This is a genomic window from uncultured Mucilaginibacter sp. (assembly GCF_913773635.1).
Lineage (GTDB): Bacteria > Bacteroidota > Bacteroidia > Sphingobacteriales > Sphingobacteriaceae > Mucilaginibacter.
Window position 1 is genome coordinate 35,955 of record NZ_CAJYGQ010000012.1, and the last position, 26,194, is coordinate 62,148.

15 protein-coding genes are annotated in these 26,194 nt (G+C 41.4%); 3 read left to right on the top strand and 12 right to left on the bottom strand.

Features of this window, described 5'->3' with window-relative positions; genetic code table 11:
• Window positions 1-199: 199 nt before the first annotated feature.
• Together QZ407_RS14795 and QZ407_RS14800 are read left to right on the top strand one after the other, a co-directional pair.
• Entirely contained in the window at window positions 200-1,447 is a 1,248-nt protein-coding gene (locus QZ407_RS14795; RefSeq protein WP_295772425.1) for a tagaturonate epimerase family protein, read from the top strand.
• Between the two features lie 79 nt (window positions 1,448-1,526).
• Window positions 1,527-2,549 carry an FAD:protein FMN transferase gene (locus QZ407_RS14800; protein ID WP_295772427.1) on the top strand — a complete coding sequence of 341 codons (1,023 nt, stop codon included), beginning with the start codon at window positions 1,527-1,529 and terminating at the stop codon, window positions 2,547-2,549.
• Between the two features lie 6 nt (window positions 2,550-2,555).
• On the opposite strand, the gene QZ407_RS14805 is transcribed toward QZ407_RS14800, so the two are convergent.
• From QZ407_RS14805 to QZ407_RS14815, 3 genes are read right to left on the bottom strand one after another with little or no spacing between them, the layout of a single operon-like run.
• Complete coding sequence (locus QZ407_RS14805) at window positions 2,556-4,751, bottom strand: PepSY domain-containing protein (RefSeq protein ID WP_295772429.1); 2,196 nt, start codon at window positions 4,749-4,751, stop codon at window positions 2,556-2,558.
• A gap of 14 nt (window positions 4,752-4,765) precedes the next feature.
• Window positions 4,766-5,248 carry a DUF2271 domain-containing protein gene (locus QZ407_RS14810; protein WP_295772431.1) on the bottom strand — a complete coding sequence of 161 codons (483 nt, stop codon included), beginning with the start codon at window positions 5,246-5,248 and terminating at the stop codon, window positions 4,766-4,768.
• A gap of 4 nt (window positions 5,249-5,252) precedes the next feature.
• Window positions 5,253-6,764 carry an ankyrin repeat domain-containing protein gene (locus QZ407_RS14815; protein ID WP_295772433.1) on the bottom strand — a complete coding sequence of 504 codons (1,512 nt, stop codon included), beginning with the start codon at window positions 6,762-6,764 and terminating at the stop codon, window positions 5,253-5,255.
• 188 nt (window positions 6,765-6,952) lie between these two features.
• On the opposite strand from QZ407_RS14815, the gene QZ407_RS14820 reads away from it, so the two are divergent.
• Window positions 6,953-9,865, top strand: coding sequence for a glycosyl hydrolase 115 family protein (locus tag QZ407_RS14820; protein WP_295772435.1), 2,913 nt, complete (start codon window positions 6,953-6,955; stop codon window positions 9,863-9,865).
• Window positions 9,866-10,099: 234 nt separating this feature from the next.
• Here QZ407_RS14820 and bglX read toward each other — a convergent pair whose 3' ends face one another.
• From bglX to QZ407_RS14865, 9 genes are all read right to left on the bottom strand, one after another.
• The gene (gene bglX / locus QZ407_RS14825) at window positions 10,100-12,403 is read right to left on the bottom strand and encodes a beta-glucosidase BglX (RefSeq protein ID WP_295772437.1); all 2,304 of its coding nucleotides are present in this window, start codon (window positions 12,401-12,403) and stop codon (window positions 10,100-10,102) included.
• A gap of 19 nt (window positions 12,404-12,422) precedes the next feature.
• On the bottom strand, window positions 12,423-13,082 hold the full coding sequence (locus QZ407_RS14830; protein WP_295772439.1) for a GDSL-type esterase/lipase family protein: 660 nt from the start codon (window positions 13,080-13,082) through the stop codon (window positions 12,423-12,425).
• A complete protein-coding gene (locus QZ407_RS14835; RefSeq protein WP_295772441.1) occupies window positions 13,082-14,791 on the bottom strand; it encodes a family 43 glycosylhydrolase in 1,710 nt (569 codons plus the stop codon). Before QZ407_RS14835 ends, QZ407_RS14830 begins: the two co-directional genes overlap by 1 nt.
• The gene (locus tag QZ407_RS14840) at window positions 14,791-16,170 is read right to left on the bottom strand and encodes a glucoamylase family protein (protein WP_295772443.1); all 1,380 of its coding nucleotides are present in this window, start codon (window positions 16,168-16,170) and stop codon (window positions 14,791-14,793) included. Before QZ407_RS14840 ends, QZ407_RS14835 begins: the two co-directional genes overlap by 1 nt.
• Window positions 16,171-16,279: 109 nt before the next feature.
• Window positions 16,280-17,818 (bottom strand): RagB/SusD family nutrient uptake outer membrane protein, encoded by a 1,539-nt coding sequence (locus tag QZ407_RS14845; protein ID WP_295772444.1) that lies wholly within the window; start codon window positions 17,816-17,818, stop codon window positions 16,280-16,282.
• A 14-nt stretch (window positions 17,819-17,832) separates the two neighbouring features.
• Window positions 17,833-20,847 (bottom strand): TonB-dependent receptor, encoded by a 3,015-nt coding sequence (locus tag QZ407_RS14850; protein ID WP_295772446.1) that lies wholly within the window; start codon window positions 20,845-20,847, stop codon window positions 17,833-17,835.
• A gap of 273 nt (window positions 20,848-21,120) precedes the next feature.
• Window positions 21,121-24,000, bottom strand: a complete 2,880-nt coding sequence (locus QZ407_RS14855; protein ID WP_295772449.1) for a triple tyrosine motif-containing protein — start codon at window positions 23,998-24,000, stop codon at window positions 21,121-21,123.
• Between the two features lie 18 nt (window positions 24,001-24,018).
• On the bottom strand, window positions 24,019-24,927 hold the full coding sequence (locus QZ407_RS14860; RefSeq protein ID WP_295772450.1) for a glycerophosphodiester phosphodiesterase family protein: 909 nt from the start codon (window positions 24,925-24,927) through the stop codon (window positions 24,019-24,021).
• A 104-nt stretch (window positions 24,928-25,031) separates the two neighbouring features.
• On the bottom strand, window positions 25,032-26,075 hold the full coding sequence (locus tag QZ407_RS14865; protein WP_295772451.1) for a LacI family DNA-binding transcriptional regulator: 1,044 nt from the start codon (window positions 26,073-26,075) through the stop codon (window positions 25,032-25,034).
• Between the last annotated feature and the right edge of the window lie 119 nt (window positions 26,076-26,194).

Here is a 26,194-nt window from a genome sequence, read left to right on the forward strand (position 1 = left end):
TTATTATACTATTGGTTAACCACCAGGCTGTAGAATTGTTGATTCGCTTAAGCCATAATTAATTACTCCAAACAATTTATATAGCGATGATATGAACTTTAAAAAATAAATCTGAGTATTGAAGCATTTAGCCTGCTTTATTAATAACGGTTTTCTATATTTATTCCCATTATCGTAAAATCGAACATACACTAAATCTATGAAGTTAGAGAAATTTTCATTTGGCATGGGCGACCGCTTTGCTCATCAGGGTGAAGCACAACTGAAAGCAGTTTTAAGAGCCAAAGAGCAGGGCGTAAACATTACCCCAATCTGGAATAAATCAAACCGCGAACACAAAACTGTTAAAACCGAGCCTGCAGAATTGCGTGCTGAGGCTGATGCAGCTGTAGCCGCATTAGGTTGGACCGATTCTTACCGTGTAGACGCTGATCATATTACCTTAGCAACCGTTGATGGTTTTATTGCCAGCTCTGACTTTTTTACTTTAGATGTTGCCGATTATATTGGTAAAGCTGCCCCTGATAGTGAAATTGAAGCTTTTATTGAACGCCGTAAAAAATACATCGGCAGTCTGTCAATATCTGGTATTGCTGAGCAGTTTGAAATTACCGAAAACATGCTTCGTGAAATTGCAGGTAAATTCCTTTTGGCTGCTATAGAAGCTGGTAAATTATACAAACATATTGCTGCCGGCAAAGGTGAGGATAACTTTATTGCCGAGGTATCAATGGATGAGGTTAATGATCCGCAAACCCCGGTTGAGTTATTCTTTATATTGAGCGCACTGGCCGATAATGATATCAAAGCACAAACCATTGCACCGAAATTTACAGGTCGTTTCAATAAAGGCGTTGATTATGTGGGTAACCTTCAGCAATTTGCCAAAGAATTTGAAGAGGATATTTTGGTGATCAAAGAAGCCATCAAAGAATTTGGCTTACCTGAGAACCTGAAATTAAGCGTTCACTCAGGTAGCGACAAATTTTCAATTTACGCACCAATTGCTGAACTAATTAAAAAGCATGATACCGGCATTCACCTTAAAACTGCGGGTACAACCTGGTTAGAAGAAATGATAGGCCTTGCTGAGGCAGGTAATGAGGCCTTAGACCTAGCTAAAGAAATTTACGTTAATGCTTTAGGCCGTTTTGATGAGCTTTGTGTGCCTTACGCAACCGTTATTGACGTACAAGAAAGCCGTTTACCAACCGCCGAAGAAGTAAAAGCTTGGAGTGGCGACAAGTTTGCCAACAGTTTGCGTCATGACCAGAAGCATCCTGACTTTAATCCTGATTTCCGTCAGATGCTTCACGTGGCTTACAAAGTTGCGGGTGAGAATGGTGACCGTTACTATGCTGCCCTTAAAAAGTACAAAGATATTGTTGCCGCCAACGTAACGCTCAACCTATATGAGCGTCACATTGTGCCGTTGTTTTTAAGCTAAGAACAGATAAACCTTTTTTTTGAAAAACATGCAGTTATGAAAGCTGCATGTTTTTTTTGCTTTATGTGGTTGATAATTTATGTTTAAAACGTCAATATCAGTTCGCGGATCACTTGCCAAAATCTGCTACATACTGTTACTTTCTTTAACTATTAGTAGCCAGGCACAGGTATTACGCAAGCGTACAACTATGTTGATGGGAGCAAGGTTTGATATAAGCATTGTTGCTACAGACTCAATTACCGCCGAGCAAAATATTGATACCTGCATAGCTGAAATAACCCGTATAGAGAACCTTATATCAGACTGGAAAGCCGAAACGCAGATTGGGCAAGTAAACACCAATGCTGGTATAAAAGCTGTAAGGGTAAGTCCTGAAGTTTTTAGCTTGGCCCAGCGTGCTTTACATCTTTCAAAAATTACTAACGGTGCTTTTGATATAAGTTTTGCCGCAATGGACAGGATTTGGAAATTCGATGGAACCATGACACAAATGCCAACACCTAAAGCGGTGAGGAAATCAGTAGAAAAAGTGGGGTATGGTAATGTGATGCTAAATGCTAAAAACTCCACCATCTTTTTAAAGAAGAAAGGTATGAAAATTGGCTTTGGTGCATTAGGTGAAGGTTACGCTGCAGACCGCTGCCGGAGCTTAATGCTTAAACGGGGAATAAAGGCAGGCATTGTAAACGGCTCGGGCGATATGAATACCTGGGGCAAACAACCTAACGGTGATGATTGGGCTATAGGCATTACTAACCCTATGCGCGAAGATACCATATTTGCGATTGTACCGCTAAAGCAGGGTGCAGTAGTAACATCGGGCAGTTACGAAAAATTTGTAGTATTTAACGGTAAACGCTATTCCCACATTATAAATCCGGCTACGGGTTACCCTGCTACAGGACTTACCAGCGTAACCGTATTTGGTCCAAGTGCCGAGATAGCCAACGGTTTCAGCACCTCGATTATGGTATTGGGGCGCGAAAAAGGATTGAAATTGCTCAGGCAATTTCCGCAATATAGCGGCATAATGATTACTGATGATGGCAAGGTGTTTTCTTCGTCAAACATCGATGTGAGTAAATTTAAACTCAAATAAGGGCTGTTAATAACAGTCGGTAAGTATTTGATTGTGCGATTGGTAATAGCTGATACCTTTGCCAGTTTTTATTTCACAAATACCGTCTAGCACATTCATTACATCTTTTTGCATAGCTAATGAACCACATATCATAATAGTGCCTTTTTTGCTTAATACATTTGCCATAAAATCGGCATCCTGGATTATTAAGGCACTTACATATTGTTTGTTGCCCTCGCGCGAAAGGGCAATATGCAAGTGCTTAAGTTTACCCGCAGCTTTGCCTCCATCTAAAACAGATTTGTAACCGGCAACCGAATGGCTGTGACGGAATCCACAATATAAATGACACGGAACGTTTGCCGTATTTTGGCTTATCATGCCTAAAAAAGGGGCTATACCTGTTCCGTTAGAAATCATAATCACCTCGGGTGATTTGGTCGGAAAGTGAAAGTGTTTGTTATTTATAATGCGCGCTTTTATTTTTTGAGCAGGTGTTAAGCTGTGTAAAAATCCTGAACCCAGCCCATGTTCATGTAAGCGTACACTAAGTTGAATTTCATTGTCAATTACACCAATTGAATACAACCTTTCGCGGTGATCATTGGCAGGATAAATAGCCAGCAAATCGCCCGAGGTAACCTTTTGCATACGCCTGGTTTTTAAGCGTACTGAAAATGTGTCGTCCTGCGGGTCTGTCGCCGTGTTTGAACTTACTGTAAATGAGTTGAGCCTGTGTTTTTTTGCGATTTTTAAGTTAGTAAATGACTCAATAATGAAGCCCGACTGCTGCGACCACGCTTCTGCCCAAATTTCAAATTCCTGTGGCGAGCGGTCGTTAACAGTATGAATATCAACCAGTGGTTTGGCCCAGCTTTGTTGCGAAAGCATATTGTTCACCTCAAACGCAAACCGGCAAAAATCGGGATAAGCGTGTGACCCAAACCCTAATACGGAGTAATTTATGTTTTGCCGCTGCGGGTGCTTTTTAAGTAGGTTAACAAATTTAGCAGCGTTAGTTGGCGCATTGCCAAGACCATAAGTTGCGGTAATAATTATCAGATGTTCGGCCTTTGGAAAGTTGGTGTAGTTATTTAGTTCCGTAATAAAAGATCGCTGTCCTTGCTTCAATAATTGTTGGTGCACAGCTTTTGCAAACCGATACGTGCTGCCGTTTTCAGAACCAACAAGGATAATTACGTTACTTTCATTAGCTTTAAACTTATTGCCAACCTGGTTAGCCCGGCGTTTGATTGTAATAGCGAAGCCCGAATAAATGAAGAATAAAATGTTTGCCGCTGCAACGGCCAGCACCAGTGCCCAAATAATGTTAGTTCGACCGGTATGCAAATCAAGACTCAAATTTGAGTACACCACTGCTTTAGGATATACCACTTCGCTCAATTTATCACCCGTTATTTGATTTACAGCAATTTCGCGGTCTTTAAGCTTAATGGTGTAATAATCTTCTACATCTTCTGAAAACGGAAATTCAATGCTTTCAACCTCTGATAACTTGGTGTTTTTGAAAACATTTATTTCGGTTGCTTTACGCGCCGGTGTCGGGTTGATGTTGTCAAAATCAACTTTGATATTTTCCTTCCTGGTGTCAAAGAAATTAAATCTTGCCAACGAGAGGTAAGTACCGCTAACGGCGATGATGAGTATAGGGATTAGTGACAAACGACCTGAAACTACATGATAATACTGGGCAAAGCTATCGCGCACAATGCGTTTAAAAAAGTGTTTAAATCCACGTTGCCGCTGTATGATTAATGCAACGCCCGATGTAGTTATTAGCATAAGCAAAAATGCCGTAACACCAATAATTGCTCGCCCAACCTCATGTAAAAATAATGACCTGTGCAGTGATCTTACCGTTTCAAAAAAATCATTTTTCTTTGGGGGAAAGCCCAATACTTTGCCAGAAAGCGGATTTACGAAGGCTTCAACATTTTTACCGTTGGCATCGGTTGCTTTTATCTTAACGAATTGATTGGCATCAACTGTAAGCTCGCTAACGTCGGGGTAAGCTTTGCGTAATGCGGGAAGTGATTGCGCGAGCGTAATTTGGCTAAAACCATTAACGCCAAATGGCTGCGTTTTCTGGCTAACTGGCTCGAAGGCCAATATAATGCCGGTTATTGATAGCAGTGTAAGCAACAAAAAAGAAGATACAGCCAGGGCTAAGTGGCTGTATCTCCACACTGAAATTGTCATGCGTTGTAAATGCCTTAGTTGGCGCTAAAACGTACGTAGCGTATATAACCCGTACCTTCTGTTTTTGCTGATAGTCCTTCAGTGGTAAGCGGTACCTCAACGTCACTTACATTGTACTTTTTATCTTCAACAGCGCTTTCAAAACGTATCTTGTAGCCGGCGTTTATTTTCGATTGTTCAACTTCAATTACATTAACACTACGGTCGCCACCTGTTACCGATGCACCTGTTATAGCACTGATGTTTGTTGGTTTGGCTTTATAAAACTTATGCCATTCCTTTAAACTATTGTACCATTTTTTGTCTGACCCTAATACATACAGCGTTTTTTCGTAAGCACCTTTATTGTTTATAAGCGAAATAACTACATATGCACCGTCGCCCATATAGTTGGACATTTGCACCATGCACTTGTATTTATTAGTTTGGGCTGATGCATTTTGTCCAATTATGAACAAGCTTGCCAGGATACAGAAGATTTTAAAAAAGCGGGGCATATAATTATTTTAGAAAGGTAACAGATACGTTATTTTTAGTAAGTGATTCGTTTTCAGTAGCTAAATCGTAAGCAGTTTCTTTAAAGTTGGTAACTGCATCTTTTTTTGCACCTGCCGAAATAAGGTACTTCATCATGGCATCGTCCTTAGCTATCATGGCCGAGCGGTGTAAGGCGGTAAGTCCTTCAGCATTTTTGGCGTTAATGTCAATACCTAGTGGTTCCAAACGTTTAAGTAAACCAATATCATTTTTAACGATGGCAAGGTGATAAAGCGTGTTGCCATCTTTTTGCGGGGCCGTTATGTTGACGCCTTGATCTTTCAGCAAAGTTAATTTCATGCTAAATTCATCGCCAGCAGTTGCACCCGGCCCGCGTTGCGGACGGTACGATTCCATAAGGTAGTAAGCCAGGTTATTACCTTTTTTATCTATCACCTTTACATCTGCACCTTTAGCTATCAAATACATGATAATTTCAGGTGAATTGCTGCGTACAGCCATAGTTAATGCAGTTTCACCTTTGGCGTTGCCTTGGTTTATATTTTTAACACCTTTAAGCAATGCAGTTAAAACGGCAGTATCGCGGTTAATTGTAGCCGCGTACATCAATGGGGTGTTACCATCTTCATCGGCTTGATTTACGTTTGCACCTTTACTTATAAAATAGGCAATTGTTTCTGCCTGACCAGCGCGGCGGGCCAGGTAATGTAAGGCGTTTTCACCTGTTTTTGAACTGGCTGATGCCTTAACTCCCAGGTTTTCTAAATATTGATAGTAAGACAAAGGAGTAGGGGGAGCCGGCGCGCCCCTGCGACCACCACCTGCTTGTGCCGCCTGCAGCATAGCGTTAGGCCCAGGTTTTAACCCTTTCTGCTGTAAAGTTTTCAGCAACTCAATGTTTCCGCTACGCACGGCATAGTCAAAGGCATTGTTTCCTGCAGCATCAGTAGTTTTAAGATCAATGCCTTTAGATGTGAAGTAATTAGTTAGCGCTAAATCTTTATCATTGGCAATAGCCAATAACAGTGCGTTTGCACCAGCGGCGTTCACGTTCTTTTTAAAATTGTCTCCATGAACTAACAGTACATCATACACCTTAGTGTTCGGCTGTCCTGCAGATGCTGCAAAAAGAAGAGGGGTACTCCCGTGGCTGTCAACAAAGTCAACCTTTGCGCCTTTGTTTAACACATAAGTCATTATTTCATCATTGCCACGCATGGCTGCCCAATGTAAATATATGCGTCCATCATGTGTGAGTTTATTAACATCATTACCCGGCTGATCAATAAGATATTTTATAGTCTCGTTAGGCGCCTTTGAATTGATTGCCATTACTACAGCATCAAAGCTATTGGCGTTAAGCTGAGCCGGATTTGCACCTTTTGAAATTTCGGCCTTGACCTGTTCAATGCTTGTTTCGGTTTGCCAAAACGGAGCATTCAATAAAGCGTTGTTTTGTGCCTGTGTTGTCAGGGATACCAACGATGCGAGCGTAGCAAAAATTAATTTTTTCATTAAAGGGAATGATAAGACTAACCAGTGATGTTAAGGCAAATCTAATAAGAATCAGTCTAAATAAAAACTTGTTACGTTGGTACTGATAAGTTTTTTTAAGTAAGCCATAAAAACGTTACCTGTATAGCAGGGTTATGATTGCTATTTGTACGGCGCTTTAGTATGTTTAAAGGTCCATTTAAATCAATATGCCAAAGTCAATCCTGTTTATAGCGTTTGCAACGCTCGTACTTTTTGTTACTAAGTCGAGTGCTAAACAATTTGATATTGTAACACCCGGCAAAAAGGTCTCTATTGTATACACCGACAATGGTAAACTTGATTCGATTGTTGCACACCTTTTAGCTGCCGATATAAAACGTGTTAGCGGATACCTGCCCCAGGTGTTTACCAATTTGAATGATGCAAAAGGGAATGTAATCATCATCGGTACCACTACATCGGCACTTATCAGCAACATTAAAGGTGGGTTTGATACTAATATCAAAGGCGGATGGGAACGCTATAGCATGCGTGTTTTATCTAACCCTGTGAAAAACGTAACTAATGCATTGGTTATTGCAGGCAGCGATTTGCGGGGTACCGCTTATGGTGTGTTTAGTCTTTCAGAAAAAATAGGCGTTTCACCCTGGTATTGGTGGGCTGACGTAGAGCCTGCGAAAAGGAAGTTTTTAACAGTTGATATAGATGATTATACCTCGCAAAGCCCCTCGGTTAAATACCGTGGCATATTTATAAACGATGAGGACTGGGGTTTACAGCCTTGGGCAGCAAAAACATTTGAACCAGAGACGGGCGATATTGGTCCTAAAACCTATGCTAAAGTATTTGAACTATTACTGCGTTTAAAAGCCAACCTTATCTGGCCAGCCATGCATCCAAGCACAAAAGCTTTTTACTCTTATCCAGGCAATAAAAAAGTTGCAACAGATTACCAGATAGTGATTGGTTCATCTCACGCTGAGCCAATGTTGCGGAATAACGTGGGTGAATGGGACGAGAAGATAATGGGACACTTTAATTATGTAACCAATAGAAATACAGTTTATAAATACTGGGAGGACCGTGTTAAGGAAAGCAGTGGTAACAATGCTATGTATACCTTAGGTATGCGTGGCGTGCATGATAGTGGAATGGAGGGGGTTAAAAGCAACAAGGACGCTATACCTTTAATTGAACAAATATTTACAGATCAGCGGGACATGTTAAAAAAGTACATAAACCGTGATGCTACAAAAGTTCCACAGGTATTTACCATTTATAAAGAAGTACTTGATATTTACGAAGCCGGCCTCAAGGTTCCTGAAGATGTTACGCTTGTTTGGCCTGATGATAATTATGGGTACATACAGCGGCTGAGTAACAGTAAGGAAAGTAAGCGCTTAGGTGGGTCGGGTGTTTATTATCATGCATCATACTGGGGGCGTCCGCATGATTATTTATGGCTTTCAACCACACATCCGGGTTTGATGCGCGAGGAAATGACCAAGGCTTACACTTTAAATGCACGAACAGTTTGGGTGATCAATATAGGCGATATCAAGCCCGCCGAGTATAATTTGCAGCTGTTTGCCGATATGGCTTACAACATAACACCGTTTATGAGCAGCAGCTATTCAAATGAGCATTTACAAAATTGGGTTGGCGGTATCTTTGGGCTGAATAAACAAATGGAAATATCGCAGCTCATGTGGCAATACTATAATTTGGCTTTTGAGCGTAAGCCCGAATTTATGGGCTGGAGCCAAACAGAGCCAACAACCCAAACCAAACTAACAGCTTATAGCCACAACAACTATGGCGATCAGGCTCAGCAGCGCATAAACGCTTATGGAAATTTACAAAACCGTGTAGGAAAGGTTCGCACTGAAATTGATAAACGATTGCAGAATGCATTTTACGAGCTGGTTCAATATCCGCTTACCGGTGCTGCTTTGATGAACAAAAAGTTTTTATATCATGATAAAGCTGTTTTATATGCATCTGAAGGACGCATAAGTGCCGGAGATTACAAGAGATTATCAGAAAATGCATATAAGCAAATAATGAAGGAAGCCGATTATTATAACAATCAACTTGCTCAAGGCAAATGGAAGGGTATGGTGTCCATGCAGCCTCGCAACTTACCGGTATTTGAGTTACCTGACTTTAACATGTCGGCTCCGGTGGTGAGTCAACAATGGAACGTTTATGTGGAAGGTTATAAGGCCGGTCAGCTACCGGTTGATAATAGTAATTTGACCTTGCCCATATTTGATAAATATAATCGCCAACGGTATTTTATAGATGTTGCTTTGGGGCAAAGCAAATCTGTTAAGCTTTGCATAAAGCCGTCTGCAAAATGGATTGTTGTAGATCAAAACATGGTGAGTCTTTCAACTGGTATGCTAAAAAGCCATCAACGTTTAATTGTACGCGTTAACTGGGAAAAGGTGCCACCAGGTACGCGCTCGGGTTATGTTAATATTAACGACGGTATGAAGAATATTAACGTCAACGTTGAATTAGAAGCGTTTGAAATTGATAAACTTACCACGTTTGATGGGCCTGTAGAATCGGCAGGCCAAATAATGATCATTGCTTCCAGCGGCCGTGCAAAAATAAATAACAGAGGGCAGTATTCATGGCAAAAAATAGAACATTTAGGTTCAGCGGGTGGCTGCCTGCAAGCCCTTCCGTTATTGACTGAGCCTGACTTTGATTTAACCGATACCGCCGCCATACGTGGTAAGCAGGCAAGCGTAACCTATTCATTTTACACATTAAAAAATGCAGATGCCGCTTTCAGTATTTATACGCTACCAACATCTCCACTAAATCAACTATTTGAAATGCGTTATGCTGTATGCATCGATGGCGGGCCACTCAAAATTGTAAATTTTAAAACGGTAAGCAGGAGTAATGAGTGGAAAGAAAATGTATTAAGCAACTCGGCAGTACGAACAGTCAATGTAAAAGATCTTAAAGCGGGAATGCATTCGCTTTCCATTTACCAGGTTGACCCTGGTGTAATTCTCGACAGGATATTTATAAACCTTAATAACGTTGCGGTACCTTATGGCTCTTTTCCTGTAAAGGTGATTCATAAGTTTGATAAGTAACAACGCAAGCGCGTTGGGATTGGCAAAGGCTAGCGATGTTGATTAGACTGCTATGCAGGTTTGTTAAGCAATCTCAGCCAGCCATTTTTGCTCAAATCTATGATTGATTTTCGATTGATGAAGACCTATAAAATCAACATAAAAATTATGCATAGGAATAAGGATAAGCATGGAAATTTATAACACAAGAAAAACGGCCGCTTATAGCGGCCGTTTTTCTTGTGTGACTTTATTTTACTTGCTGACCAAGGTAAATTTATTCTCTTTAACATCACGCGAGTTAGGGCCTATAAATACTTTGAAGTCACCCGGCTCGGCAACATATTTTAGTTGTTGATTATAAAACTTCAAGTCGTTTTCGGTGATTGAAAAGCTTACTTCTTTGCTTTCACCTGGCTTAAGGCTTATTTTTTGAAAACCTTTAAGCTCCTTAACAGGACGGGTACTGCTGCCAACCAAATCACGGGTATAAAGTTGTACTACCTCTTTGCCTTCAACTTTGCCGTTGTTTGTAACGGTTACTTTTGCCGTGATTGCCTGCCCGGGTTTTAAGCTTGCTGCGCTTAGCTTAACATCGCTGTAGCTGAATGTAGTATAGCTTAAACCAAAGCCAAATGGAAATAGCGGATCATTACTTACATCCAGATATCCTGAACGGAATTTGCTGAACCAGCCATTTGGTGCCAAAGGGCGACCGGTGTTTTTATGGCTGTAATACAACGGTACCTGCCCAACATTTTGAGGGAATGTTACTGACAGTTTACCGGAAGGATTTACGTTTCCGAATAATACATCAGCAATAGCATACGCAGCCTGCGAGCCGCCAAACCAAACGTTTAATATAGCCGGAACATTTTCGCTTTCCCATTTGATGGCTAACGGCCTGCCTGTAAATAATACCAGTACCACAGGCTTGCCTGTTTTTAACAATGCGGCCAATAAGCGCTTTTGAACGGCAGGTATTTCAATGTCAGTACGGCTTGAGCTTTCACCGCTCATTTCTGAACTTTCACCCAATGCAGCTAATACAATGTCTGCTTTTTTAGCCGTATTAACCGCTTCTTCAATTACCTCATTTTCGGGGCGGTTATCGCGTGGTATTTCGCGGCCAAACATGGTAGCGTTTTTTTGCAGGGTAGCGTCGCTTGTTAAATTAGCACCAAAGCTGTGAATGATTTTAACATCTTTGCCCGCTACACCCTTAATACCCTCAAGTAACGATGGCGTGTTGGCCAAATCAGCATTTACCGCCCATGTGCCCGGCATGTTTGCGCGGCTATCAGCAAGCGGGCCAATCACAGCTACAGTTCCCGATTTTTTTAAAGGAAGTACGTTACCCTGGTTTTTAAGTAATACAAAGCTTTGCGTTGCAACTTCACGGCTGAAACTTAAATTTTCGGGCGTTAATATCTCTTTTTGAGCGCGCTCTTCGCTGCAATAGCGATAGGGGTCTTCAAATAATCCTAATTTATATTTAGCTTCTAATATTAAGCGGCAGGCATTATTAATTTCGGCTATGGTAACCTTACCTTGTTGCATTGATTTCTTTAGCGTGGTTAAGTAACCCTCACTTACCATATCCATTTCGGTACCTGCTTTAAGTGCCAGCTCTGAAACTTTCTGCAGGTCACCCAGGCCGTGCTCTATCATCTCGCTCACGCCGGTGTAATCGCTCACTACAAAGCCGTTAAAGCCCCATTGTTTGCGCAACACATCGTTAAGTAACCACTTGTTAGCAGTAGCAGGTACGCCATTTATATCATTAAAAGATGCCATTACGCTACCCGCTCCAGCATCAACGGCTGCTTTGTAAGGCGGAAAGTACTCATTGTACATCCGGTCAAGGCTCATGTCGGTAGTATTATAATCACGGCCCGATTCGGCAGCACCATACAGCGCAAAGTGTTTAACACAAGCCATAATGGTGTTGGCTTTTTTTAGGTCATCGCCCTGGTAACCTTTAACCATAACTTTGGCTATTTGTGAACCCAGGTAAGTATCTTCGCCACTGCTTTCGGCTATACGTCCCCAGCGTGCATCGCGCGATATATCAACCATGGGCGAAAACGTCCAGTTGATTCCATCAGCACTGGCCTCAACAGCGGCCATACGGGCTGTGCGTTGTATTAAATCCAAATCCCAGCTGCAGGCTAAAGCCAGCGGTATAGGAAAACTAGTTTTATACCCATGTATAACATCCTGACCAAAAATCAGAGGTATATGTAAACGGCTGTTTTTCACTGCAATTTCCTGTGCTTTACGTACGCGCCCGGGGGTGGTTAAGCTAAAAATACCACCAATCTGTCCGCTGGCTAATTTTTTTTCAACCCCTGTGCTTACGGCGGTACCAGTTGTTGCCTCACCACCCGTTACCAGGTTAAGCTGACCGATTTTTTCATCTACAGTCATTTTAGCCATTAGCTGGCTTACAAAGGCATTCATTTTAGCTTTTTCTGCTGATACCGGCTTTCTAACTTGTGACTGCGCAGAGGCAGCACAAAACGCAGCAATACATATAAGCGAGGTAGCTTTCTTCATAGTTAGTAATCTTTATTCTTTAGTTTTTTAACAAGTAAGGAGTAATCTCCTTTATCCATATATCGTAACCGGGTTGCTTCATATGCAGCATGTCTGATAAAAATAACTCAGGGCGCAGGCTGCCATTTTTGTTGTGCATTTTGCTGTCAACCTCAATAAATTGGGTAGCCTTGTAATGCGTTAAAAACTCTTTGATTAAAGCATTAGCATGTAAAAAGGCTGATGAGTACTTGGTGCGCGATGGGCTTTGCTTTATTGATATATAAGCCAAAGGCACATCCGGCTGGTTGTTGCGTATGCTGGTAAACAGGCTGGCAAAATGGTCTAGTGTTTCTACTGCACTTGCACCGCCGGCAATATCGTTTTCACCGCAGTAAATTATTACCTGGCGTGCCTGGTACGGAAATACAATATCTTTAACATAGCGATTAACGTCAACCAGGGTTGATCCTCCAAAGCCCCGGTTTATAGCACCATAATCTTTGTAAACCTTTTCTAAGTCAGTCCATTTTGTAAACGATGAACTGCCGATGAAAAGGATGCCGCCCTTTGCGGGGGCATTTAGGCTGTCTTTCTTTTTAAACTTTTGAATGTCATTCCAAAAGGCAGGTTTCTGTTGTGCAATGGTAAACGTTGTAATGCATGATAATGCAAGCAGGAAGAAAAATTTTAATTTCATTACTGTACTTTAATTGGTTTGGATGATTTACTTACACCGTTCTCGTTAAACGATTCGATGCTGAAATAATAGGCTTGGTTTGTGCCTAAACTTTTCAAATCAAGCTCATTTTTATCATATATCAACCAAGAATTGTATAATTTATCTGGCGCAATGCCCCATTTAATGTTATATCCCTGACTGCCTTTAACAGCATTCCAGGTAATCGTTGCATCGCGGCGGTCAGCTTGGCGTATAACTTTGAAATTTTTGGGGATGGCAGGAGCAGCTCCATTTCCGTTGCCGAATATTCTGAAGCCACATATAGCCAGGTTTGCCGGTACATAAATGTTGTTGTAGCGAACATACCTGACCAAAGCAGGTGTTTCCAGCTCAATGTAATCGTTAGGATTGTCGGTAAAACTGTCTTTTTTGTCAATTAACAGTTTCCAGGTTTTACCATCAATACTTCCTTCAACCGTATATTGATGTTTAAGTCCATCAACGCGGCCATACAAATTGCTTTTGTAGTCGGCAAAATTGAGTTGTACTGCGTATACGGTGGCTTGTTTTTGCAAATCTACTTGTAACCATTGCTTATCATTATTTTCAGCGGCAAGCCAAAAAGTTTTTACATCTTTATCTGCGCTGTGCTCGATTATTAGGGTAGAGGAGGCTGTAATAGGTTTTTTATAGTTCAACAGCATCCAGCCCGTAAAGTCGCCTTTTTTGCCTGTCATGGCTGGCGCAAAATGAGGGTAATCACCAAAATACGTATTGGAATACATCAGGCCATCAGCATCAAAAAAAGTAGGATAGGCACAAAGCCGCCGTTCCCAATTTACGTTAACTGATAGCGCCATAGAAGCATAATGCCAATACTGCCCACCCGGACCAAGAACTGTACTGCCGTGACCTGCTCCGTTTATAAAGCCCCCGGGTTTGTATGATATAGGGTTGTTTTGAGCGTAAGTATATGGCCCAAGCGGTTTATCACTTACGTAAACACCATCGCCGTAAACATTAAATTCGGTGCCGGGTGCGGCATATTGCATGTAATATTTTCCGTTATGCTTGGTTAGCCATGCGCCCTCCATGTAACCTTTTAGTTTGGTATCAGAATGGTTTTCGCCGAAGCGTTCCCAGCCATGCTTATCACCATCAAGTTTAAACAGCTCAACAGTTTTTGAAACCGGCTTAAAGTTATTATTTGGGTCAAGCTCCTTTCCGCGTATAGGGAAAGTGTTTGATGAGCCCCAAAACATGTAGGCTTTACCATCATCATCTAGAAATAAATCAGGATCTTGCAGATCATTTAGTATAAATGGTTTGGCCTTCCAATCCCCTTTTTTCGGGTTGTTGGTGTAAAGTATACTCATTGAGCCCGATGGGTCTCCGGTTACATATAATACTGAGTCTTTATAATTGTGGGCAGCAGGAGCGTTGCTTCCCTGAAAATACCATTTTTCGGGTATGATAAAATCCCAGTTGGTTAAGTCTTTTGAGTGCCAGTAACCTAACGATCGGGTAACGAACATATAATATTCACCCCTGAACTTAACAACAGCGGGATCGGCACCTGAACGGTATGACAAACCCTGCTCGGCATTGTAAATCATGTAAGTGTAATCAATGTTGAGCGGGTTACAGTAGGTACGGTTTTGATTTACCTGCGATATTGCAGGCGCACTACATAAAAAGCCGAATAATATAGTTAGGCCTAACTTCATTATTTTTTGGTGAGGTAGGTAGATTTATAGTCGAGTTTTTTTAAACCGGCTTTTACTTCGGGGCAGCTCATAAATAATTTCCAAAGTAAACCCGAGCGGCCATTTTCAATCATTACAGCAATAGGGCCTTGGTCTATACCCAGGTAACGTTTAGGGTACCAATTGTCGGTTTCGCTGAAAGCATCATAGAAACCATATTTGCCCCATACTTTATCACCCAGGTCTTCGTAAAGGTGACGAATCACTTTTATGGAGTATTCAGGCGTATATGGGTAACTTGATAGCGCAGCGGTTGGGGTTATTACGCCCAAATCTTCATGCGTACTATGCCCTGCGTAGCCGTTAACTGAATAACTTGCTGTCAACCCCCAGCAGTTAGCACCATAACCTTTAAAGTGTTTAGGGTTGTCTATACAATAGGCACGTTGAATGAGTGTGTGATTTTTGACCTCGTTCCAATAATTGGCATAGCGGTCAGTTAAGCCTCTAGGGCAAAGACCTAAATACGAGTATTGGGACCAAAATAGAGGACCAACCTGGTTTTCAGGTCCGTTATGTTTTAGCTTAATTGGGTAATTGTATAATTTGAAGTTTGTATTAATGGCTCCCCCTTTTGCCCAGCCTTCATGATAAACCTGGGCAGGTATGCCGTGGGTAGTAGAGGAAGCGGCCATTATGTACATAATAAGACACTCGTTATAACCCGTAACCGGGAAATTCATTTGCCAACCCACATTAGGTGACCAATGCCAGTACAACACATTTTTTTCGCTATTGCGGTACCAGTTCCAGTCAATTTCTTTCCAAAGCTTATCTACTTGTGCAGCCAGTTTGCGTTCTGCAGCATTGCCGTTTTTGAAATACTGGCGAACGCAAAGTAATCCCTGAGCCAAATAAGCCGTTTCTACAAGATCACCTCCATCATCATTTTTACCAAAAGGCTTCACTTTTCCGGTTTCACCATATAGCCAATGTGGCCATGCTCCGTGAAAACGATCAGCCTTACCTAAAAAATTTACGGCTTTTTGCAAACGCTCAAACCCTTGTTTGCGGGTGATATAATGCCTGTCAATGCCGGCTACAATGGCCATTACGCCAAAGCCTGCCGCACCCGTAGCTACAACATCTTTATCGTTCTGAGGATAATCGCCATCAACGTGAAAACGCTCACGCGCTAAGCCGGAGTTGGGTTCGGCTCCATCCCAAAAATACTGGAATGTTTGTTTTTCAACCAGGTCAAGTAACTGTTTATCAGTAAGCCCTTTTTTTATTTTTAAATCAGGGTTGTAAGTTGTACTACCAGCCGTTTGCGCAAGTGATACCGAATTTACACCTGTTAAAACGGTAAATAGGATAATAATGAGCAGTACTTTTTTCATAGGGATTACTGGGTAAAATGCCGGTTGGGCCTTAAGGATTTGGCTGCAGAATTACAGACTTTAAAAATGCCGCCACGAAGACACCAGGTGAATTCGTGGCGGCAAAATATTAATTGCTTGGATTTGGCTTTAATAAGCCGCCACTTAAGTCAATTTGCTGTTGCGGGATAGGGAATAATGCCCGGTTTGCATTCCAGGTTTTGCCGTCAGCAGCGAACGCAGCTGCAGCACGGCCTGGCTGCACGGCATCCTGACGAACAAGATCAAAAAAGCGATCTTGCTCCATAGCGAGTTCAACACGACGCTCATGCCAGATTTGTTGCAACGTTGGTATACCAATAGTTGGAACTTTAGCGCGTGTACGTAGTTGATTAATGTCGCTTTGAGCAATACCACCCTGGCCTGTTTGCAAGGCAGCTTCAGCATGTATTAAAAGAACTTCTGCGTATCTGATTACCATTACATGCTTTGGTAACCTGTCAAAGTTGCCACAATTTGGCTCAGCCTGACGGCTGTAGTAAGCCTTATAGTTATAGCGTTGATTTTGAACTGAATCCTGTGTTGGTATACGGAATCCGTCATATAACACCGTACCTACCGAGTTTGCACCGTTTGAAGGATTTATGGTGATGATAGTGGCATTTTTGCGTACATCACCGGCTTCAAATTCATTTACCAAGCTTTGCGATGGGTTGTTAAAGCCGTAACCACGGTCAACCCAGCCATTTTTACCACCGGCACGCGGGCCTTGGGCTACGGTAAACCTGTCAATTGCAGCATTACAAGCAAGGTTTTGTCCTGCTTGAATTTCAAAAATTGATTCTTTGCTGTTATTGCTTACCTGGCGGAACAATAACGTATAATCAGCTAACAGCGAGTAATTATTACTTTTAATAACTGCATCAGACATGGCGTATGCATTGGTATAGTCTTTATTGTAAAGGTAAACTTTAGACAGTAATGCCTGAGCTGCACCTTTGCTTGCACGGCCTACATCAGCACTGTTGTTAGCAATAACCGGTAAGTTTTCGGCTGCAAATGTTAAATCAGCAATAACAAATTTGTAGATGTCTTCTGCGGTTGCACGCGTTTGAAACTGTGGCGAATTGGCTTCGCTTGCAGCCGGAACACGGTCAAGTAAAGGCACTCCACCAAAAATGCGAACCAGGTTAAAGTAAAACATGGCGCGTAAAAAACGGGCTTCACCAATTAAACGGTTCTTTACCGTTGCATCAAACTGGGCGTTTTGCAATTGACTAAGCGCCTGGTTAGCGCGGGCAATTGCCTGGTAATAACCTTTCCATATATTGTTAACCACACCGTTGTTTCCATTGGCTGTTAGCTGGTCAATAGTGTTGGCATCGCCATAGTCGCTGGCTGTGCTTCCTTTATCAGCATCATCAGAGGCTATATCACCTAAAACAGTAAACTGAAAGCCTCTTACATCGTTGCCAAAAGCATCGCCGGCAAAAAATATATTGTATATACCGGTAACCAGATTGGAAGCAACGTTAGGATCGCTGATAATTTGCGCTTCTGTAATTTCACCTTGCGGATTTACATCAAGCGAATTTTTACACGAATAACCGGTGCCTACAAGTAGCGCAGTCATCGCAGTTATGGTTGAAAATTTATATAATGATTTCATTGTAGTGGTAGTGATTAAAATTCAACATTAAGTCCGAAAGTAAACGTGCGGGTTGTTGGGTATCCGTTTAAATCAACACCTGATGAAATTACGTCAGCAGGGATAAGCTCAGGAGTAAAACCGCTGTAGCGTTTAGCTGTAAAGAAGTTTTGCGATGCAGCAAATACCCTGATTTTATTAATTTTAATGCGTTTAAGCATTTCGGCAGGGAAAGTGTAACCCAGTGTTAAATTGTTTAAACGTAAAAACGCTCCCGACTCAACGAAGTAAGTAGAGGCCGGCATGTTTTGCGGAATGGTGCGCGGATCGGTATTTGATGCGTTGGTTGGAGTCCAGCGGTTGTTAGCGTAATCAGCCTGGATGTTGTCAAGCGCATTGGCACGGAAAGCCTTACGACCATTATAGATCTGGTTGCCCCAGTTGCCGTAAAAATCAGCACTTAAATCCCAGTTTTCATAATCCAAGCCAATGTTGAAGCCACCGTAGTATTTAGGTTGGTATGAGCCTGCGTAAACACGGTCATATGAATCAACCACACCATCAGGTACTCCGGCAGGGCCGCTAACGTCGGCATAAACCATACCGCCGATGCTTTTTCCATAACCACCTAAGTTATAGCTTGGTGCAGCATCAATTTGCTGTTGGTTTTGAAATATACCGGTTTGCTGCAATACATAATAGCTTGCAATTGGCTGGCCATTATCAGTACGGGTAATATTGCCCTGGTTGCCAATACTGCCTCCTAAAAGAGCCTGACCACCGTTTAAGCCAACCACTTCGTTTTTGTTGTAGTTAATGTTACCACCTATGGTGTAATTCAGTTTGCCAATTTTGTCGCTCCATTTAATAGCAAATTCAACACCTGAGTTACGATATGAAGCAGCGTTTGTTACAAACAATGCATCAGGGTCGCCTAAGATAGCCGGTAGGGTAACATTCGTCAGTGCATCAACTACCTTTTTATTATAATAGTCAATTTCACCGGTTAACTTGTTGTTCAAGAAACCATATTCGATACCAAAGTCAAATTGGGTTGTTTTTTCCCATTTCAAGTTTGGATCTTTTATATCCTGAATAGCACTACCTAAGGTGAGGCTATTATTATAAAAATAAGGCAAGTTAGGCTGTACTGTTGTAATGAATAAGCCCTGAGCTATATTATCATTACCTAGTTGTCCCCAGCTACCACGCAGCTTCAAATTGCTGATTACTTTACTATCACGAAGAAAATCTTCCTGAGAAATTACCCAGCCTGCACCGAAGGTAGAGAAGTAGCCATATTTTTTGCTAAAACGTGAACTACCATCAGCTCTGAATGAGGTGTTGAATAAATACTTACCTGCATAGCTATAATTAATGCGACCTAAATAAGATAAACGACGGAATAAAGTTCCTGAGTTGGCATATACCGCACCTACATCAGGGTTACCTGTATTTAAGTACCATAAATCAGGATCTTCAGGAACATCACGACGGCTACCGCTAAACAAATCTGTTTTGATATATTCTTGCGTAAAGCCACCCAAAACGGTTAGGTTATGCTGACCAAAGCTTTGTTGCCAGGTAGCAGTGTTATCCCAAACTGTCCAAAACGACTGGTCATTTTGAATAAACAAAGTACTGAAGTTGCTGAATTGCTGACCACCTGCAACAGTAAATATGTTACCGTCTGCGGCAAATTTCGCATTATAGTTACGCTGTTTATTCCAATATGCATCGGCGTTTAAAGCTGTGCGTAGGGTTAAAGACTTAATAGGCTTGTACTCAAGGTAAACGTTGCCCTGTACACGGTTATTGATGGTTTGGTTGTTGGTTTTGTTAAGGCTTAATAATGGGTTGCCTAAGTTACCCCATATACTGGTGTTGCCATAACGACCGTTTTCATCCTGAGCCGGAATAATTGGTGCAGCACGGTACACGTTGCTGTAGACACCAGATAAAGGCACCGGGCGTTCGTTGCTACGGGTTAATGACATTTGAGTTCCAAACGTTAAATTGTCCGTGATTTTTACGTCAATATTTGAGCGGAAACTGTAACGGTCAAATGAATTTGTTTTGATCAAACCATCATCAGTAAAAGCGTTTGCGCTGAAAAAGTACGTAGTTTTTTCGCTGCCTCCAGCTAGAGATAAGTTATGGCTCATCTGCAAGCCTTTGCGTAAAACGGCATCATACCAATCGGTTGTGCCGGGGGTGGTAAGAGGGGCCACGTCGCGCGCTACATCATTAGGGCTGGCATCACGTAAATAGTTGATGTACTGATCGCGGTTTGCCATCTGTACTCTGTTTGAAAGCTCGCGGAAACCTGCATTGGCATCATACCTGATTACAGGCGGGCCGTTTTTCCCTTTACGGGTGGTGATGATTACAACACCATTGGCACCACGAACACCGTAAATAGCAGCCGATGCATCTTTAAGTACATCAATGCTAACAATATCGTTATTGTTAATGTTGCGGATATCATCAGTAAGCACACCATCAACTACATATAATGGGTTAGCCCCACCTAACACAGAGCCTGTACCGCGTATACGAAGCTGAGGCTGAGCATTAGGCTGACCAGAACCTAACACCTGCACACCGGCTACTTTCCCTTGCAAGGCTTGAGTAGGGGTTTGAACAGGTTGCTTGGTAAGTTCAGCACCACTTACATTACCAATAGAGCCGGTAACATCACGTTTGCGTTGTGTACCGTAACCTATTACCACTACCTGCTCTAAACTTTTATTAGAGGCAGCTAAGTTTACATCAATTGTGGTGCGGTTGTTGATAGTTACATCCTGGTTAGCGTAACCTATATAGCTAAAGGTAAGCGTGCCATTGGCAGGAGCCGAAATGGTATAGTTACCCTGAGCATCAGTTTGTGTACCTGTAGCCGAACCGCTGAGTTTTACAGTCACGCCGGGCAGGGGCTGTTTGTCTGTGGCATCAATTACCTTACCTGTTATCGTACCGTTTTGCGCAAGAGCAAACGACGAAAGAAACAGTAAAGCAAGGAAGACAATCCTTGTAAAGATTCTTTTCATAAATAATAATTTTAGTTAATTGGTTAACAATAATAGGGGCTTATTGCTTTGGCAAAATTCAATTTGAGCGGGCAGAAGTGCAACTATATTAACTCTACATTAATACATCTTACGTCTAAAACATAGGTGTATTTACACACAAACATTTTAATTTACTATCTCAAGTAATTGATTTTTAATTATTTATGTGTAAATGTTTTTTGCGGATGTTTGCTGGTGACAATCGAGATAGTATGTATTCTTTTATGAACTATGAGAGGTAATGATGTAGTATTATAGCTCCATGAGAAACTCTGCGAGGTTCTTATCATGGGGTAAATTCAGCTTTTTCCGCAAGCGATAACGCCTGATTTCTACTCCACGCAGAGTTATGTTGAGTAACGATGAAATCTCTTTGCTACTCATATTCATCCTCAGATATGCGCAAAGTTTGAGATCGTTTGGAACCAGTTCGGAGTGTTGAGATTTTAATTTTTTGAAGAAATTTTCATGAGCCTCGTTAAAGCTTTTTTCGAAAAGGTTCCAGTCGCGCTCGTCGTTCATTCCTTCAGTTATCACTTTTTGCACCTTGCTTACTTGTTCAGCAGGCAGTTTATTACCACTTTGATCTTTAATCTTTAAAATTTCGTCACTCAGTTTTTGCAATAATTCATTTTTATACGCAACAGACAATGCTGAGTTGGATAGCTCCCGGTTCTTAGCATCGAGTTCGGCTTGTAGCTTTTCGTTTTGCAGCCTCGCAATTTTTCTTTCGTTAGCTTCCGTTTCTTGCTTCAAAATCAGTTCCTGCTCGGCCTGTATGCGTTTAGTTATGCGTTCATGATCTTTTACAAGCTTTTTATTGTACAATTTTTTAGCCAGGTAAGCTAAGCCGCCCAAGATCAAAAGGTAAACGAACCAAGCCCATTTAGTAGAGTACCAAGGTGGCAAAATTTCAAATTGGAAGGCGGTAATAGCAGTTTGTAAGCCGTTGGCCAATCGTGCTTTAACCTTAAATGTATAAACACCTGACCCGAGGTTAGTAAAATCTTTTTGTGTTGCCGCACCCCAATCTGACCATTGTTGGGAGTAACCGTCTAAATAGTATTGATACCTGATTTTATTCTGCCTGTAGTAAGGAAGCGTGTATGAGATGCGGACATTGTTACGGGAGTTTTTTAATTGCAATTCATCGTTTGAAGTGCCTGTTTCAGTTAATGTAATATACTTGTCGGTTATATCATCAACTTTACGTATAAGTACTTTTGGTAACTTCTTTGGATATTGATAGACATCTTTTTCGCTACTGTCATAAATTACAAAGCCGTCATCAATACTAATGAGGTATGTTGATTTAGTTATGCAGCTTATATTTTCGTAATACTGAACCATACGCCCGTTTAAAATACTGAACGGCGAATGGTTTGCTATAACTTTTCCGGGTTGTGTAAAGCTCACCAGGGCAACCTTTCCATGGTTAATAAACCAGTACTTATGCTCGTCGGCCTGAATGACTTTGTTTGAACCCGAAAAAAGCTGTAATGACTTATTCAACGATTGATAAGACGCAAAGTGGTTACTAATGTCGTCATAGGTATAAAAGCCCGAGTCGGTTGCAAACACTATTCGGTCTTCAAGATTGAAGACGTTTATATTGAAATTCGCCGGTAGACCATTGCGCTCATTAAAATAAGCTTTACTGATCACTTTTCCATAATCGGCACTTAAGGTTAATTTTATGAGCCCCTTGTAAGCATGGCTTACCCAAATGTTGCCTTTATTATCCTGCTCAACCAGTCTTGATGGCTCGTTAAAACCATTGATGTGCTTATAAAATTGCCAGTGGCCAGTTGCACTTTTGTTGTACAAAACAAGGCCGTTATAAGTGCCTTGGATGAGGTAGTTGGATGACGATTTTAGTTTTTTGATTGTCCAGCCGCCGCTTACCTTCGAAATTTGCTCAACGGTGTTTTCATTTACGAGGTAGGTGCCGTTGTTGTGTCCGCAAAGTAATTCACCGTCAATTAAAGACAAGTCCCATACCTGCCCCTGAGTACCTGGAATAAGTTCAAACTTAAGCTGATTGCGGTTCACAGACGACCACTTGCTGTAAAACAGCCCTTGGTTTGTGCCCAGGTATATTTTACCATTATGAATTAAGCTGGAATATACTGTACCAAAATCTCCTGACTTATCAAGGTAGAAGTACAGCGGCGAGTTAAGCTCTACCCGGTCAATGCCGTTATCAAGTCCGGCCCATAGGTTTTGGTCATTATCTGCGTATATACTTAAAACAGTATTATTTTGAAGACCACTGCTTTTACTTATCTGCTGTACAATTTCGCCTAGCTCATTAATGATAATGAGGCCATTCAATATGGTTCCGTATGCATAATATTTACCAAGTACTTTGCAGCCATTGTTCAACTGGTAATTTTTCAAGAATCTATTTGCCGGAGTATTAAAGGCCGAAAAACTGCTTCCATCGAACAAATAGAGTCCGTTTTTTACTGTACCGATTATAAACTTTCCGTTAGTGAAGGGTAGTATAGAGAGCACCTGTTTTATGCTTTCGCTGCCTTTAACAAATGATAGCTTATTGTCTTTAAGTTCAAAAAGTCCCTTGCCTAAAATTTCCACAAGGAAACGATTGCCGCATTTGTGCAGGAACAAGAATGATGCATCAGCTTTAATTGTGGTTATTTTGTTGTGCTGATATATATAAATCGACGAGAAGGATTGGAACAGCACACGGTCGCCATCTACGTAAATCTTCCATATTTCATCGGTTACTTTTGCCTTTTGCGGAAGCAACGACGTAAGAGATTTAAAAGTAAGCTTGTTGTTTTTATAATGCCAGTACCCAAAATCACCAAAGCCGCCCGCATAAACTCTTCCGTTGTTATCAGTTGCTACCGAACGTACAATTTGCCTGTGAGGCATTTGATGCTTTTGCCAGTAACGGCCATCGTATACTAATAAACCCTCAGCATTTCCATAATACATTATACCACTCTCGTCTTGCGCAACTGCCCAGTTTTGGTTTCCGGCATTATAAGCGGCTTTGGCATAATTTTGAATGTATGGCACACCCAGGCTTTTTATCTCTGCAGCATAAGTAAAATTGCAAGCAAAGACGAATAATATGAGGCAAGCAAGGCGAAAGAGTTTCATTTCAAGAGTGTATAGTTACTACTTTAATGCTTTAGCCAAGCGATCAGGGTAGTCGGTAATTATGCCATCAACATTGAATGCTAAAGTTTTATTTATATCATCAAGCTCATTCACAGTCCACGGGCATATTTTAATGCCTTTTGCATGCAACGCGTTAACCATTTCGGTATTGACCATGCCATAATGCGGATTGTAGAATTGAGGTTTAAAGCCAAGCAGCGCCAGGTTTTGCTCTACACTCACTTTATTATCGCCCGTTAAAAAACCAAGCTTTACTTTCGGATACTTTTTAGTTAAAACTTGCAATGGGCGCATATCAAATGATTGAATAACAAGGCGGTCACGAAGTTTATTAGACTTAAGTGCAGACATAACCTTCTCAACAAATACAGCAGGTACGGGTTGTTCAACACCATCTGTTTCTTTGCTTGATTTGATTTCGAGCAGGTAATTAACTTTCGGATATTTGTGTGTTGCGGTGAATGCTTCAACCGAGTCAATCATTTCGGATAACAGGGGGGCATAAGATGCTGTTAATTGCTGCTCCGGAAAAGCCGGATATTTTTTTAAGCCTATCTTAAAATGTCTTATATCGCTATAATTCATCTGGTAGAACGTATACTTTTTACGTTCACCCGGCGCAATATCACTTCCGCTGGCTAATTGAGTATATTCAGGGTTTACCGATGAGTCATGATAAACCACAACTTGTCCATCTTTAGTAATGTGCACATCAAATTCAATAGTGTTACAGCCCAACTCAATAGCTTTAAGCATAGACGGGATGGTATTTTCAGGCATCAATCCGCGTGTTCCACGGTGGCCTATTTTTAAGAATGCAGTATTACGCTTTCCAATAGAAAATGATAAACATACAAAGCTTGTAATAACTACAGCAACGGCTGTTATTGATTTTTTATAATGCATATTAAATTGTGTGATTAGATGAAGCAGTAGGTTGTCTGCTATCCTAAAGTACGGGCAAAGGTAATGAACCCGTTTAAATTGCAAACATTTGCAAGTAAATTAGCTTACGGCAAAAAAGACTTTGAAGGTATTGAGGATTGCCGAACAATAAGTTCTGTGCTAACTTGGGTGCTCATTGCTTCATATACCGGGTACTTACTTTCAATAACGTTTATAAGCATTTCGGTAGCCATTTGGCCCATAGTGAATGCAGGTTGCCTGATTACAGTAAGCGGAGGTGCAAATGATTCTGCCACCTCTGAGTTGGTGAAGCCGGTTAAGGCCACATCCTCAGGTATACGGTAGCCCATTTTTTTAAGTATAGGTATGCAGCCGGTTGTTAGCCTGTCGTTTGTTGATATAATAGCCTGAGGCCGGTCGGGCAAACTCATCAGTTCTTGCAAAGCATTTTCTACCTCTCCGGCAACCATTCCGCCATGATGACAATACTTAACGTACTCGGGTAAAATTTGAATATTATGCTTAAGTAAGGCAGCTTTGTAACCGTCAAACCGTTCACGTGTATTAAGCAAATTAGGTGTACTGGCTAAGTTTGCAATTTTGGTGTACCTGGCATTTATCAGTTGCTCAGTAGCTTCAAAAGCACCTTTAAAATTATCCACAGTTACTTTGTGAGTATCAATATTTTCGGCAATACGGTCAAAGAAAACCATAGGAAAACCTTTACTGTGCAAAAATTTAAATTCTGAAGTATCGGTAGTTTCTGCCGAGAGGGCGATGAGCAGCCCATCTACATGCCTGGATAAAAGGTGTTGCACATTTGCCGCCTCACGTGCTGCTGATTCATGTGTTTGCGTGATGATTACATGATAGCCTGAGCTGTAAGCAATTGACTCGATACCATTAATTGCCTGCGAAAAGTAGTTATTAGCAACTTCACATACAACAACGCCAATTGAACGGCTTCGTTGTTCTTTCAGGCTAAGAGCAATAGGGTTGGGGCGGTAGTTAACCTTTTCGGCGTATTCTAAAACCAGTTTTTTTGTTTCGGTCCCTATTTCATAGCTGCCATTTAATGCGCGAGACACCGTTGAGGTTGATAAACCCAGCGCTTTAGCAATGTCTTTTATAGTATAGGGCTTAAACATATGTCCGCTGTAAAATTATGGTATTTAAATCATTTATGTAGTACATAAATCATAGTTCACTAATGGAAGTTTGACTATTGAATAATGCTTTGCATTGACATTTAAGCGGGCAAATTATA

Bases quoted from the DNA above. Each gene is read 5' to 3' on its own strand.
- QZ407_RS14795 (WP_295772425.1), top strand. From the start codon at position 200: ATGAAGTTAGAGAAATTTTCATTTGGCATGGGCGACCGCTTTGCTCAT.
- QZ407_RS14800 (WP_295772427.1), top strand. From the start codon at position 1,527: ATGTTTAAAACGTCAATATCAGTTCGCGGATCACTTGCCAAAATCTGC.
- QZ407_RS14805 (WP_295772429.1), bottom strand. From the start codon at position 4,751: ATGACAATTTCAGTGTGGAGATACAGCCACTTAGCCCTGGCTGTATCT.
- QZ407_RS14810 (WP_295772431.1), bottom strand. From the start codon at position 5,248: ATGCCCCGCTTTTTTAAAATCTTCTGTATCCTGGCAAGCTTGTTCATA.
- QZ407_RS14815 (WP_295772433.1), bottom strand. From the start codon at position 6,764: ATGAAAAAATTAATTTTTGCTACGCTCGCATCGTTGGTATCCCTGACA.
- QZ407_RS14820 (WP_295772435.1), top strand. From the start codon at position 6,953: ATGCCAAAGTCAATCCTGTTTATAGCGTTTGCAACGCTCGTACTTTTT.
- bglX (WP_295772437.1), bottom strand. From the start codon at position 12,403: ATGAAGAAAGCTACCTCGCTTATATGTATTGCTGCGTTTTGTGCTGCC.
- QZ407_RS14830 (WP_295772439.1), bottom strand. From the start codon at position 13,082: ATGAAATTAAAATTTTTCTTCCTGCTTGCATTATCATGCATTACAACG.
- QZ407_RS14835 (WP_295772441.1), bottom strand. From the start codon at position 14,791: ATGAAGTTAGGCCTAACTATATTATTCGGCTTTTTATGTAGTGCGCCT.
- QZ407_RS14840 (WP_295772443.1), bottom strand. From the start codon at position 16,170: ATGAAAAAAGTACTGCTCATTATTATCCTATTTACCGTTTTAACAGGT.
- QZ407_RS14845 (WP_295772444.1), bottom strand. From the start codon at position 17,818: ATGAAATCATTATATAAATTTTCAACCATAACTGCGATGACTGCGCTA.
- QZ407_RS14850 (WP_295772446.1), bottom strand. From the start codon at position 20,847: ATGAAAAGAATCTTTACAAGGATTGTCTTCCTTGCTTTACTGTTTCTT.
- QZ407_RS14855 (WP_295772449.1), bottom strand. From the start codon at position 24,000: ATGAAACTCTTTCGCCTTGCTTGCCTCATATTATTCGTCTTTGCTTGC.
- QZ407_RS14860 (WP_295772450.1), bottom strand. From the start codon at position 24,927: ATGCATTATAAAAAATCAATAACAGCCGTTGCTGTAGTTATTACAAGC.
- QZ407_RS14865 (WP_295772451.1), bottom strand. From the start codon at position 26,075: ATGTTTAAGCCCTATACTATAAAAGACATTGCTAAAGCGCTGGGTTTA.